The organism is Flavobacterium sp. DG1-102-2, from assembly GCF_033042555.1.
GTDB lineage: Bacteria > Bacteroidota > Bacteroidia > Flavobacteriales > Flavobacteriaceae > Flavobacterium.
Map to the genome: position 1 here is coordinate 116,490 of NZ_JAWLIK010000001.1, position 13,775 is coordinate 130,264.

Below are 13,775 nucleotides of genomic sequence, written 5' to 3' on the forward strand. Positions count from 1 at the left end.
GGGATGAAAAAGAGAATTTTGATCGTAGACGACGATGCCCGTAATATATTTGCGCTTTCGGCGACCTTAAGGGCAAGACAGTTTGAATGCCTGTCGTGTACAGGTGCAGCCCAGGCTATTACACTTTTAGAAAATGATAACAAGATAGATGCCGTTCTGCTGGACATGATGATGCCTGATATGGACGGTTATGATGCGATCCCGTTATTGCGCAGGACATCCGGTGGTTATGGTATTCCTATAATAGCAGTAACCGCCCAGGCAATGGTAGGCGACAGGGAACGGTGCATAGAAGCCGGCGCTAACGATTATGTATCTAAACCGGTGGATGTAGATAAATTATTGAGGATATTAAGTACGATTTAGGATGATAAATGACCGTGAACTTGAGTTGTTGATAAATGACGTGTTTGAATACCACGGTTTTGATTTTAGCGGTTACTCCAGGGCTTCTTTAAAAAGGAGAGTAGACCGCCTCTACCAGCTGGATGGTTTTAAGAGCGTTGGCGAAATGCTGAGCAGGGTAAGAACTGAACCTGAATATTTTAAACGCATGATTGAGGAGATCACGGTAAATGTAACCGAGATGTTCCGCGATCCTTTATTTTATAAGGTGCTGAGGGAAGAGATCATTCCGGTGCTGGCAACCAAGCCTTTTATAAGGATATGGCATGCCGGATGCGCATCGGGTGAAGAAGTATATTCTATGGCCATACTTTTACAGGAAGCCAACCTGCTTCATAAATCACTTATGTATGCTACAGATATAAATCCGCTTGTGCTGCAGACTGCAAAAAAGGGAATCTTTCCGTTGCAGATGATGAAACAATATTCTGAAAATTACAGGATTTCCGGAGGGAAAAAAGATTTTTCAGATTATTATACGGCTAACTATGGGTTTGCCAAATTCGGCAGCGATTTTACCGCAAAAATGGTTTTTTCAGAACACAGCCTGGTATCGGACGGGTCGTTTAACGAGTTTGACCTTATACTTTGCAGGAACGTGCTTATTTACTTTGATAAAGAGCTTCAGGACCGCGCCTTTACGCTTTTTGATGACAGCCTTGCCAAGCTGGGCTATCTTGCATTAGGCACCAAGGAAACGCTTAAATTTTCTTCGCTGCAAAAAACCTACACGCAGCACAACAAGGATAAGATATGGAAAAAGAAAGAATAGCAAACAGGTACAAAGTACTTATAATAGGCGGATCTGCGGGAAGCCTTGAAGTGCTTATGGAACTTCTTCCTGGACTTGATATCCTGCCGTCATTTGCAATCGTATTGGTATTGCACAGAAAGAATGCCGAAGATTCTACACTTGAGGAACTCATTTCTTATAAAACAAGTATCCCTGTAATGGATGTAGAGGATAAGACGGCTTTACTTCCCGGATTTATGTATATAGCGCCATCTGATTATCACCTGCTTTTTGAGGCAGATAATACACTATCTCTGGATACTTCAGAGAAAATAAACTACAGCAGGCCAAGCATTGATGTTTCGTTTGAGTCGGCAGCCGAAGTATACGGCCCTGGACTTGCGGCAATACTGCTTTCCGGCGCAAATGCAGATGGTACAGAAGGATTGCTTGCCGTACAAAATGCAGGAGGCACTGTAATTGTGCAGCTGCCAGAAACAGCGCAAATGCCATTTATGCCAAGCAACGCCATCTCTAATACAAATCCGCACTATGTGCTCGACGTAGACGGTATACACCAATTTATTACCAACATGAATCGCTAATGGAACAAATTGCTTGTTATTGCGGGTCAGGTAAATCATTTTCAAACTGCTGCCATCCTTATATTTCCGGGAGTCAAAAAGTGCCTACAGCCGAAGCATTGATGCGTTCGCGCTATAGTGCCTATGCAATTCATAATGCTGATTATCTTTATGAAACAACTGCGCCTAAAGAACGCAGGCGTCACAGCAAAGCCGCCATTTTAGACTGGGCAGAAAGCAACCAGTGGCTTAAACTGGAAGTGCTGAACGCCGCAGAAAATACAGTAGAATTTAAAGCATATTACCTCGACGAAAAGTTAACGGCCAGGGTGCATCATGAAAAATCTACATTTAAAAAAGAGGAAGAAAAATGGTATTATGTGGACGGGCAGTATTAATGTTGTAAATACAGTAGTTAAATTGTAAATATGTTAAAAAAGGGATGCTATGCATCCTTTTTTTATGCAATAGTGTATGTTTGCATAACGATAGTAAAACAGCATTAACACCCGAAAACATTAAACAATTTAATAATTATAAATTGTTGCAGAGCGATTTTGCTGTCTGCGGAAAAATGTTAAATTTGTTAAAATCGTTTTTACCAATCTTTAAATAATAATTATGACATCAAACCAAATTAAACAGGCCATTGACAACTGGGCAAGAAACCGACAGGACAGCGGAAAAGTACTTACTTACTTTGAACAGGGCGATTGTTTTGCCTTCCCTTATCCTAAATATGCCGAAACATCAGAATTTATTCATGCTTATGCAGGTGTGTTAGAAGATGTACTTTATTTTTTCATGGTTCCTTCGGCTTATGATAAAGAAGAATACGTTGATGTGATAGACCAGTACACAACTGTATGCCTTGTTGTAAAAAATATAAGCGGTGGAAGCCACGAAATACCTTCTAAGGAAGCTGAAGCAAGGATGAAGGCGTGGAAAGAGCATTATACCGAGTGGGTTCCTGCACAAGTTGATAACACTACATACGGCTTGTTTCAGGCTTTTAATATATCTAACATCGATTTTGAGCATAAAGACGGTACGGTTGTGCTTAGTCTTGGACTTAAGCAAAGCGCATCGGCACAAGTAAACTTTGATGCTGACCTTATTGTTATAAACGGCGCGGGTAAACAATTGGTATATGATGATTTTACAAGATCTGTACCACCTTTTGGAACATCTGCAATGTCTCAAAATGAATTTTCTCTTTTGCCACAGGTATAGATGCAATTCGTAAAAATTTATGATATATTAAGTTATTTAACTCCTGTTTTGCTATTAGGAGGGATTTTAATTGCTTTTTATTTTCGTAAAACTTTAGACAGTATACATAAAAGCATTGCCTATTATCTTTTGGCAATGCTTTTCACTGAAATTTCGGGCAGAATAATTGGCGATTATTATCATAATAATTTAATAGTTTTACTTGTATACAGTATTCTTGAATTAGTTATGTTGGCCTATTTTTATTACAAACACTTATTTAAGGCAAAGCATAAATTAATTTTATTTATAGTATTTTTAGCAGTTATATACATATTGTGGGAAATTTACGTGTTTGAAATCAGAAGCATAAAAGAGTTTCAAACCTATGCTAAGGTTGTAGATAATTTTACTATTATCCTGCTTTCGCTAACTTTTTTCCATGAGAAAATTAATATTTTCAAAGAATCAAAATGGGATAATTTTAGACTGAATGCAGTAATATTGGCTTTCTTTTCTATTAATATGCTGTTCTTCCTGCCTTACAATTTTATTATTAATGAAACTATAGGGTTTTGGTTTTGGCTTGGCATTTTGTCTAGCGTGACTCTATTTAATTCTTATTTAATTAGCCAGATATGGAAAAATGGCAGGACCCGCAAGTTATTGCCTTCTGGATCGCGATAATAATTGTTTTTATTGTTACCCTTCTCTTTTTTGTGGTAAAGATTCTGCATGCTGGCTATAAACGCATGACGGAGGCTAACCTGCGCGAAACCCAACTGCTATTGGACCACCAGAAGAAACTGCTTGAAACCAACTTATATGCTCAGGAAAAGGAGCGTATGCGTGTTGCCGGCGACCTGCACGACAGCCTTATAGGCAAGCTCGTAGTAGTAAAGATGAAAAGCCAGATAGGGGTAACCCTGACTGAACTTGACACTATGCTGGAAGAAAGCATTACTGAAGCAAGAAGAATATCGCACGACCTTACACCGCCTTTACTGGGATACTCCCGAATTGATGAACTGATAGAGGATATTCTTGCTCCATGGAGAGATAAGTTTGAGATGAACTATAAAAAAGATGTGACCAATAGTCAAGACCTTCCTTCTGAAGCTAAAATTCAGGTAATACGCGTAGTACAGGAGCTTATAGTAAATATTAATAAGCATGCACAGGCAAAAGCTGTGAGTGTACATTTACGTTATAGCGATAGATACTTTACGTTGGCTGTTAAAGACAACGGTAAAGGTTTTGATACCTCACTGCTTAAAAAAGGCCTTGGTCTTAGCAATATGGAACTCAGGATGCAGTACCTTAATGCATCGCACAAAGTAAAATCTGTGCCGGGTAAAGGAACAACAACCATTATAGCCACGATTATAAATCCCCCCTTATAAAAAATGGATAACATTACAATAACCATTACAGATGATGATGCTTTAATAGTAAGCTTATTACAGGGCTACCTGCAAAGCATAGAAGGCATAGATGTTCTTTTTACGGCAAATAGCGGAGAAGAACTGCTTGACTCGCTAACCACCGCTCAAACCCTCCCTAAAATTGTACTGCTTGACCTTAAGATGGCAGGCATGGATGGTATTGAAGTTACCCAACAGCTTAAAGATCGTTATCCTGAAATTAAGGTTATTGTAATATCATCGCACTACCAGAAAATGTTTATGGGCTTTATGCTTAAAACAGGTGTATCTGCCTTTTTGCCAAAGGGTATATCTCCGGTACAGCTGGTAGATATAATACGTATTGTAGATAAGCAGGGCTATTATTTTAAAGACGATCAGCTGGAAACGTTAAGGGAACAGATCCCGGCAAAGGCGCCAAGACCCGTATTGCAGGATGAAGAGCTGTTATCAGATCGCGAAATAGATGTACTTAAGCTTATCTGTCAGCAAAAAACGGCTAAAGAGATAGGCGACCAGCTGTTTATTACCCAGCGTACCGCCGAAGGGCACAAAAACAATCTCTTTGCAAAAACCGGCGCTAAGAACATAGCCGGGCTTGTTATTTTTGCTATCCAGCAGGGTATCATTAAAGTAGACGAACTTCCCGTTATATAATCATATTCCTTTTCACTGTGTAAAATTACCTGATTTAGTAAAACAGGTAATTTCTACCTGTGCCAAACTTCTAAATGTGCTGATATTTGCCCTGTAACAAATAAGGAACTGTTACTTAGTATTGAAATTTACTGAATAGAAACCAGGCAGGTTATCAGATGTTTTTTAGCCCCCATAAAAAATATTGCAATGTTGTATCCCCCTACACGTTCACTATAACCTGCCTGTTTTTTAAAGATTATATTTTAGGTCTGCACTGGTTACAGTATGATTTATTAGATGTTGGAGCAGCGTGGTAGTAAGCCGCTGCTCCTTTTTTTATGCAATTAAATTATTGTTTTTTTATCGGTCTTAAAGGGCAAAATAAAAGGGCGGCCAAATCTGGCCGCCCTGTTGCATTGTATGCTATTGTATATTAGTTTACATAACCCGTGTTTTGGGTAAAACCTTTAGTTACATCTAAAACTCCCTGAGGTATAGGGAATATCCTTTTGTACGGAGGTGTAGCAGGTTTAGCAGATTCTGGCAGAGCAAGATCTAATTTACCAAAACGCACCATTTGAGGACGTCTCCACATTTCCCAGTACATTTCAAAACCTATTTCTTTATAAAGTACATCTGCGCTTATAGCAGCAATAGGAGTACCAGGTACGCTGCCAAAAAGGCTTTCACGTGTTCTGCTCGTACGTAAAATGTTAACATCTGCAAGGGCAAGGCCTGTTTCACCTTTACGAAGGTAAGCCTCAGCTCTCATCGTATAGATACCTCCTAAACGGAAAAGTGGGATATCAACTTTACTTGTACCGTTGTTTGCACCATCTCCTGGGTCAAACTCAAATTTAAAGCATCGCGCACCACGATTGATCTGGTTTTGTGCAAGTACCGACTGTGTAGGATTGTCAAAGTTAAGGGCAGGAGTAAAGTCCATTGGTGTTGTAGTACTCTTTTCGCATACAAGTGCCGATACTTTTATCCTTCCGTCAGCAGTTTTTTCAAAACCACCTGCTGCTGCAAGTTTAGGTCCATACTGTTGTCCAAACTGGATACCTCTGTTAAAATGGAACCATGGAGAGGTAGTGCCCGGTACCATATCTGTAGCAGGAACACTAAGCGTAGTCCCATCGTTCATAAACCATGTACCATCAGCATATTGGTAATGCCTCTGGAACCTTGGGTCATCGTGATTGCCATCCCAGCTGGCATAAAACTCAGGAGTGATACAAGATCCGTTTGTACCTCTGTTACCTGCAGATACTCTCTGGTTACGCTCTACCGACATATATGCTAAGTCGTTATCACCGTCACGCAGTTTATCAATTTTTTGTGTAATGGCAAATATTAGTTCTTTTGCACCATCATTGTTGATAGAGAAGCTATCAAAATAGTTGCTTGCAAGGCTAAATTTACCTGAGTTGATAAGAAGGTTAGAATAAGAGATAACTTTGTCCATATCTGTGCCATTACCATCTACCGCAGGCTCATTAAAGTTAAAGTTAGACGATGCATTGTAACGGTCTTTATAAACCGCACGGTTAAGATACATTTGTGCAAGCATTGCATAAGCAGCTTCTTTAGTAACCCTTCCATTGTGGGTTCTCTGTGTACCTAATTCTGCAAGATCAGGTAAAGCAGCTTCAACATTTTTAATAACGTCATCAATTGCTGTATCTGCCTTAAGGATAACCAATGGCGCATTTGCTACAGAAGGATCTTTGTAAGGAGCCTGTCCGTAAAGATCAAGCGTAGTATACGTATAGAATGCTAAAAGTACTTTTGCTTCAGCAAGAAATAGCGCTTTTTGAGGATCGGTGCTTGCTTCTATAGTACGTATTGCAGTTAGCGAGCGCGTAATACCGTTAGTAAGCAGGGTCCAGTTGTCTGTTATAACAGCGTTGTCAGGAGCCCATGTAAATTCGTGCATTGCACGCCATTTGCCGCCGTCTCCCCAGTCGCTTCCGCGTGTAGGCAGCAGGGCGATATCACTGCTGTATTCCTGCATGGCAATCATACCTCCGTTATCTGTAAAAGTCCTGTCGCCTAAACGGTCGTAAGCAGCAGCAAGCGCCGCAGCCGCATCAGAAGATTCCTCGCCGGGAACAGCATCCAGAATTGTTTCATCAAGGTTTGTACAACCCGCTAAAGCAAGTGCAGCACACGCAGTGATTATAATTTTCTTTTTGAATATTGTTTTGAATTTCATGGATTAAAATTTAAGAGTTGTACCAAAAATGAAAGTTCTGGCAGTAGGGTAGCTTGAGTAGTCGATACCTATAGATTGGTTACCGCCGTTAGCTTTAGGGCTGTTGATTAACGGATCGAAACCACTGTAGTTTGTAATTGTAAACAGGTTTTGCCCTGTAATGTAGAATGTTATCCCCTGAAGCCATTTGATATTTTCAGGCCTGAAGTTGTAACCTATACGAGCGGTATTAAGACGTATAAAGTCTGATTTTTCAAGATATAGTGTTGATATCTTTGGAGAGTTGGCAGGGTTGGCACCGGAATCATAATAATCTGATAGCACGTTCCTGTCTGACGCAAGGTTGTTTATGTTAAGGGCGTTAAGTCCTGTATTGTTTAGCAGATAGCCGCCAGTCTGGCCAATGAACGATAATGCAAGGTCAAAATTCTTGTAACGGAATGATGTATTGATGCCGTAAGAGAATTTAGGTATTGCACTCTCTATAATATAACGGTCTGAATTATCGATAACTCCATCACCATTTTTGTCCTGGTAAACATCTGCACCGTTCTCATCAAAACCTATGTGCTTAGGAAGATAGAATGAGCCCGCCGAATAGCCGCTTTTGTAAATGTTTGCAGTTACACCCGATTGTCCCGGACCTGAGATTGTTCCTGACAATATTTCTGATACCGGAAGATCTTCTATCTTATTGTTAAGTGTAGCACCGTTAACATCCATAGCCCATGTAAAGTCCTGATTGTCTATAATTTTTCCTCCAACCATAAATTCAAGACCTTTATTCACGATTTTTCCGTCCATGTTAACCCAGATATCTGGTGTAGGGCTAAGAACCGGAGATATGATATTCAGGATCGCATCTGTAGTAGTCTTGTTAAAGTAATCTACAGTACCATAAAGTCTGTCGTTAAACAAGCTAAAATCAAGACCAACGTTAAACTGTGTTACAACTTCCCATTTAAGATTAGGGAATGCCGTCCTGTCTATTCTTACTCCATTTACAAGGTTCAGGTCATCATACAGGTAATAACCTTCTCCCGGAGCCAGAGTATAACTTGGTTTGGTAATTTTGTTAGGTACCTCCTGGTTACCGGTTTGACCCCAGCTGCCGCGAAGTTTTAATGAATTAACTACCGTAGATTCTTTAAGGAAATCTTCCTGAGAAATGTTCCATCCTCCCGCAAAAGACGGAAAATAACCATATTTATTGTTTTCACCAAAACGTGTTGAACCGTCTGCCCTTATCGATGCTGTAAGCAGGTATTTACCATCAAACGAGTAATTAGCCCTTCCGAAGTATGACTGAAGCTCGTTTATCTGAGCAAAACCTGAAACCCCCGATTGTACACCTGCAAATGCAGGATTGTTTTCAGGAGATACACCTACGCTTCTGTCGGCGATATTATCTACGCTGAATGCGTTTCCAGATCTTTCAAATTTCTGATAAGAGAAACCACCCAATACTTCAAGCTTATGTTTTTCTGACGGAAGGTTATACGTTACGTAATGCTCAACTAGAGAGTTTTTAGACTCAAGGTTGTTCTGCACGTATCTTCCTTTAGGCGTAAGGTCGGTAATATTAGGATATATGGTAGTATTCCTTTCGGCCATAGTACGGTCTATACCTAAGTTCAGTTTGTATTCAAGGCCTTTAGCCAGCCTGAACGATGTTTCCATGTTACCTAAAACCCTTAATGTTCTTGTTTCATCTTCGTAGATGCTAAGAAGGTAAGCGGGGTTATAGTGGGCATTCATGTTAAAGTTGGTGTAACTACCGTCAGGGTTAAACACATTACGCGTTGGGTTTGCCATAAGCGTGTGGATAATAAGCTGTCCGTTAGATCCACCATCATCACTGGTAGGAACACCGTTATCTTTAGTCTCACTCGCTGTAAGGTTCACTTTTATCTTAAGGCGCTGATCGTCTAAGAACGATTCGGCAGCATTAATCCTTGCAGTAGTACGCTTAAAGTTACTCTGGTTAACAATACCTTCCTGGTCCATTTGAGAAACCGAAACGTAATAGTTACCTGTAGTTGTTTGTTTAGCATACGATAACGCATTGTTTTTAGTAACAGCGTTTCTAAAGATTACATCTTGCCAATCAGTATTTCCGCCGTGGTCAAAAGCAGGGTCTTTAATAGCTTCCCTGTATTCTTTGGCATTAAGTAGATCCAGTTTGTGTGCAAGGGTAGAGAAGCCTAAATAAGAATCGGCAGTAAAAGTGGCTTTTCCTGTGCGTCCTTTTTTAGTGGTAACGATAACAACACCGTTAGATCCCCTTGCTCCATATATGGCAGCAGCAGAAGCGTCTTTAAGTACAGATATAGACTCAATATCACTTGTATTTAAGAAGTTAAGCGGGTTTTTAGCGGCAGAAGCACCAAAACCTACGTTAGTTCCACTTGGGCTTACATCGTCGTTAGATAATGGCACACCGTCTACAACAAACAGGGGTGTACTTCCGCTCCTGATGGAACCAACCCCACGGATGGTAACGTTTACACCTGCACCGGGTTCACCGCTGGTTTGTACAACACGTACACCAGCAACTTTACCTTGAAGAAGCTGATCTGCAGATGTATTTACACCCTGCCTGAACTGCTCTTCATTAAGCTGCGTTACTGCTCCGGTAACATCTTTTTTAGATTGTTTACCATACCCCACAACCATTACTTCCTTAAGTTCAGATGCGTCAGGAAGCAGTTTTACAGCAATAGAGCTGCCTGTTACTACTACCGATTGCATTTTGTAGCCTACATAAATAATGTTTAGTGTTTTGCCTTTGGCAACCATAATCTCAAAGTTACCATCAATATCGGTAACTACACTGTTTGCAGTTCCCTCTTCTATGATGGTAGCTCCCGGAAGGGGCATACCCAGTTCGTCCTGCACTTTTCCTTTTACGACCTGCTGCTGTTGCATGGCGCTGGCTAAAAGCGAATTTTTCATTGCCTTATAGTCCGGTTGCAGGTTTGCGGCACTGTACCCCGTTTGAAGGGAGAGTACAGCCGGAACTAAAAAGCAAAGATTTTTTAGTTTAGAATTTGTACTTTTAAAATTCATTGAATTTAAGTTATTGGTTTCACGATGCTTAATTGGCCGTAGCTGTTGGCGCAGCTGCGGCTTTATTGTTAATTTGGATTTCAGTTTTTTGGTATCTAAATCCTGATTACGGTTTTCCGTAAAAAAGTGTTAAATATTGATTGCGAAATAAGGCAATGAAAGCCCAAAACGTTTTTCGTGAAGGTTATGTTTAAATTAATTGATGTAACAGCTAAAACGGTTTCGAAATACCGGGTTTACATAAAGCTTACACAGAGTTTCTGGTTTGTTTTTTTTGTAGTAACAAAAAATTAACCCGCTGCATTTACATTTGCAACCATACCTAAAATTGAGGTATATCAAAGGTTCACGCACTTCACCATCAAAAAAACAGCTACATTATGAAATCATTTACGCCGTTATGTACGGTTATCCTGTCTGCCTTGTCTTTTATGCAGGCAAATGCCCAGGACAATAACTTAAAGCTTAACCAATTGCAGGTTATAGGTTCTCACAATAGTTATAAAACAGCTATTGAGCCGGCACTGTATAAGGTTATCTATGAAAAAGATTCTGCCATAGCCGGGGTGCAGTATGAGCACGTTGCAATCACAGACCAGCTTAATATGGGGCTTCGCAATCTTGAGATCGATATTTATGCCGACAGTAAAGGAGGTAAGTATGCCCACCCAAAAGGCCTTGAACTTGCAAAACCAGATAAAGCGTATGACCCAAATGGCGAAATGAATAAACCTGGGTTCAAGATCATACACATGGTAGATGTGGATTTCAGGAGCTCTGTGCTTACGTTTGAAGGCTGCCTTCAAATGCTTAAAAAATGGTCTGACGAACACCCGGGACACATTCCTGTATTTATCACTTTAGAGCCTAAAGATGGGTATACAAACCAGTTTGGTACTACTCCTGAGCCATTTACACCTCAGCTTTTTGATGAAGCTGATGCGGCAATACGAGCTAACCTTGGTAATGATAAGCTTATTACACCAGATATGGTACGGGGAAAATATGCAACCCTTGAAGAAGCTGTGCTTAAAGGCAACTGGCCTACGCTGAAAAATGCAAAGGGTAAATTTTTCTTTTTGCTTGACGACAGCAAGAACAAGATGAAGATGTATGTAGAGGGGCATCCGTCGTTAAAGGGTCGAGTGGCATTTGTAAATGCCAAACCGGGAACTCCCGAAGCTGCTGCGATGTTCAGGAATGAGTCTGATAAGGATATCGATATTACCGATCTTGTTAAGAAAGGATATATCATCCGTACCCGTGCCGACCTTAATACGGTTCAGGCTCGTATGAATGACTACAGCCTTTTTGAACTGGCTAAAAAATCAGGTGCGCAAATAATTACTACCGATTATTACCAGCCGAGCAAATTATTTAAATCTACTTACCAGATTAAATTTGAAGATGGTAAGTATGTAAGAACGAATCCTGTTAACGGAACAAATTAGTTAGGTTACAATTACAAAATTGGGCATCAAATTGATGCCCTATTTTTATTTATCCCTGTTTATTACTTCGCCCGATGTAAGGTTTACCTCAAAATGTCCTGCCGGTGCGCCATTTAAAAATTTACTTAGTATGGTAAAGAACAATTGCAAATTTTTTTGGGTAGCATCTGCTGTCTGCTTCTTCACTGTAAATGATTTTATAAGAAATTCATAGGCAGCAATGCGTTTTGTACCGATGTCATTAATTGCCAGCCTGTCAGCACTGCGAATACGGTAAAAATCGGTAATAAGGTCTATACCTTTCCATTTTTCAAAATCAGATAGTTCAAGATTACTTTTTTTCAGGAGTAATTTTGCCTTTTTTGATGCCTGATCCCATTCAGCCTTAAATCCATGTTTGTTATTCATAACGTTTTCAAAAGACTCTGTAGTTTTCATAGCAGAAAGCAACAGTAAATCTTTTCCTGATAGGCCTGATAAAAATGTCCTGAACCCTAACGGCCAGTCGTCTGGTAGAAAGCGAAGCCTTACCAGCTCCTTCAAATGAAAATCAGTGAACTCGTGATAGCTTTTTGTATTGAGGATATCTTTATTCCAAATGTCTTTGCTATTTTGAGATGTCAGGTAGTTGTATTCTTCCTTATATAAATCAAACAGCTCATTATAACGCATAACGTTATTTATTATGACAGTTTCAATCTCCAGCTCTTCATTATTTTTAATCGTTAGCAGTTTATAAGCGGGAATGTAAGCAGCTAATGATGGTGTTTGTATATTCACGATAGTATTGCCTTTTTCGGTTTTTCTGACCCCCGTGTCGTTAATGTGCATATGCCCGCCAAAATGTATCTTGATGCCGGCATCGGCAAAGACCTTTGCAACTTCTTCTACAGGTATGCGGTCAAGCTGCCATTTGCCTTTGCCCATGAGGGATTCAATTTCGGAGGAGGCATCGTCGTTAAATTCAACCATAGGGTAGTGGCTAAAGGCAATAAGTACTTTACCTTGTTTCTTAGCTTCATCAGTCACTTTTTTTACCCAGGCTATAAGATGTTTTTTATGCGAAAGCACATTGTTATAGCCTAAATCGGCACCCGAATAATTTTTAGGATTAATTACTGTGCCATCGCTATTTTTTTTAGGGATGTAAACATTGCCATCTATGGCAAGAAGCAACAAGCCATTTACAGGTTCAACCACATAACTAACATCAGGAACAGCGTAACCGGGGGCAACCTCATAAAATCTACCCGAAATTGCACTTTGCTTTTTGGCTTCAGTAAATGAATAACCATCGTGAGAATAGTTGCTAAAAGGCGTTGCCCAGTATTTATATTTTTCTGTTGGGAAGAAGCCAAAATCTTTCAGGTAAGTAGTAATATCTTCGTAACCCATTTTTGCTATATCGGCTGTAATAACGGTTGGCAAGCCATCGGGTTTAGGGGTAAACATTCCGTTGTTGCTAAATATTGCCTGCGGTTTTCCTCCCAAGCCTAAAAAATCGTCTTTTCCGGCAGGCTGGGCAAAAGGGCCTACAGGGTCATGATTGCCTGTGGTAATAAAAAAGGAGATATCATATTTTTTTGAGTACTCAGACAATATGCGCCGCAATCCCCTTAAATGTAAAGGCTGTCCGTCGTCGGTGTAATCGCCGGGAAGTGCCACGTAATGGATACCTCGTTTTGCTATATCGTCTAGCGCTGCAATGAAGGCAAAGTAGTTTTCGTTAAAAATTCTGGTAGAGTGCAGCTGCGATTCCATGGTACGGATAAGCACCGGTTTACCATTCTGCGGATTTATAATTCCTTTATAGTCGTTATCACTCAGGCTGCCATAGAGATCCTGCAAATGCACATCGGCGAGAAAGGCAATCCTGAGCCCTTTTGTATCATGTTGTGCGTTTGCAAAAAAAGTCAGGAGGGAAAGTAGAAAAAAGACGTTGATCCTTTTCATTATTTTTTTAAGTACAAAATTCTTAAAACTTATGTAAAGATAATGTTATAATAAAGGAGTATTTAAGTTGTTTGTAAAGCAAAACAT

At 40.1% G+C, this 13,775-nt stretch carries 12 protein-coding genes; 9 read left to right on the plus strand and 3 right to left on the minus strand.

The features are described from left to right. The first annotated feature begins 3 nt into the window (after nt 1–3). From R1T16_RS00445 to R1T16_RS00480, 8 genes are all read left to right on the plus strand, one after another. Complete coding sequence (locus R1T16_RS00445; RefSeq protein WP_317499085.1) at nt 4–366, plus strand: response regulator; 363 nt, start codon at nt 4–6, stop codon at nt 364–366. A 1-nt stretch (nt 367) separates the two neighbouring features. Then, complete coding sequence (locus R1T16_RS00450) at nt 368–1,177, plus strand: protein-glutamate O-methyltransferase CheR (protein WP_317499086.1); 810 nt, start codon at nt 368–370, stop codon at nt 1,175–1,177. Next, nucleotides 1,159–1,743, plus strand: a complete 585-nt coding sequence (locus R1T16_RS00455) for a chemotaxis protein CheB (protein WP_317499087.1) — start codon at nt 1,159–1,161, stop codon at nt 1,741–1,743. The genes R1T16_RS00450 and R1T16_RS00455 overlap by 19 nt, the downstream gene beginning before the upstream one ends. After that, complete coding sequence (locus tag R1T16_RS00460) at nt 1,743–2,120, plus strand: YchJ family protein (protein WP_317499088.1); 378 nt, start codon at nt 1,743–1,745, stop codon at nt 2,118–2,120. Before R1T16_RS00455 ends, R1T16_RS00460 begins: the two co-directional genes overlap by 1 nt. 223 nt (nt 2,121–2,343) lie before the next feature. Further along, nucleotides 2,344–2,955 (plus strand): hypothetical protein, encoded by a 612-nt coding sequence (locus R1T16_RS00465; RefSeq protein ID WP_317499089.1) that lies wholly within the window; start codon nt 2,344–2,346, stop codon nt 2,953–2,955. After that, complete coding sequence (locus R1T16_RS00470; protein WP_317499090.1) at nt 2,956–3,621, plus strand: hypothetical protein; 666 nt, start codon at nt 2,956–2,958, stop codon at nt 3,619–3,621. Then, nucleotides 3,573–4,337, plus strand: coding sequence for a sensor histidine kinase (locus R1T16_RS00475; RefSeq protein ID WP_317499091.1), 765 nt, complete (start codon nt 3,573–3,575; stop codon nt 4,335–4,337). Before R1T16_RS00470 ends, R1T16_RS00475 begins: the two co-directional genes overlap by 49 nt. A 3-nt stretch (nt 4,338–4,340) precedes the next feature. Continuing rightward, the gene (locus tag R1T16_RS00480) at nt 4,341–5,015 is read left to right on the plus strand and encodes a response regulator transcription factor (protein ID WP_317499092.1); all 675 of its coding nucleotides are present in this window, start codon (nt 4,341–4,343) and stop codon (nt 5,013–5,015) included. A gap of 415 nt (nt 5,016–5,430) precedes the next feature. Here R1T16_RS00480 and R1T16_RS00485 read toward each other — a convergent pair whose 3' ends face one another. After that, nucleotides 5,431–7,215, minus strand: coding sequence for a RagB/SusD family nutrient uptake outer membrane protein (locus tag R1T16_RS00485; protein ID WP_317499093.1), 1,785 nt, complete (start codon nt 7,213–7,215; stop codon nt 5,431–5,433). A gap of 3 nt (nt 7,216–7,218) precedes the next feature. Beyond that, entirely contained in the window at nt 7,219–10,170 is a 2,952-nt protein-coding gene (locus R1T16_RS00490; protein ID WP_317499654.1) for a TonB-dependent receptor, read from the minus strand. A 494-nt stretch (nt 10,171–10,664) separates the two neighbouring features. On the opposite strand from R1T16_RS00490, the gene R1T16_RS00495 reads away from it, so the two are divergent. Next, nucleotides 10,665–11,735 carry a phosphatidylinositol-specific phospholipase C1-like protein gene (locus tag R1T16_RS00495; protein WP_317499094.1) on the plus strand — a complete coding sequence of 357 codons (1,071 nt, stop codon included), beginning with the start codon at nt 10,665–10,667 and terminating at the stop codon, nt 11,733–11,735. Between the two features lie 45 nt (nt 11,736–11,780). Here R1T16_RS00495 and R1T16_RS00500 read toward each other — a convergent pair whose 3' ends face one another. Then, nucleotides 11,781–13,688, minus strand: a complete 1,908-nt coding sequence (locus R1T16_RS00500) for a metallophosphoesterase (protein WP_317499095.1) — start codon at nt 13,686–13,688, stop codon at nt 11,781–11,783. Nucleotides 13,689–13,775: the final 87 nt, after the last annotated feature.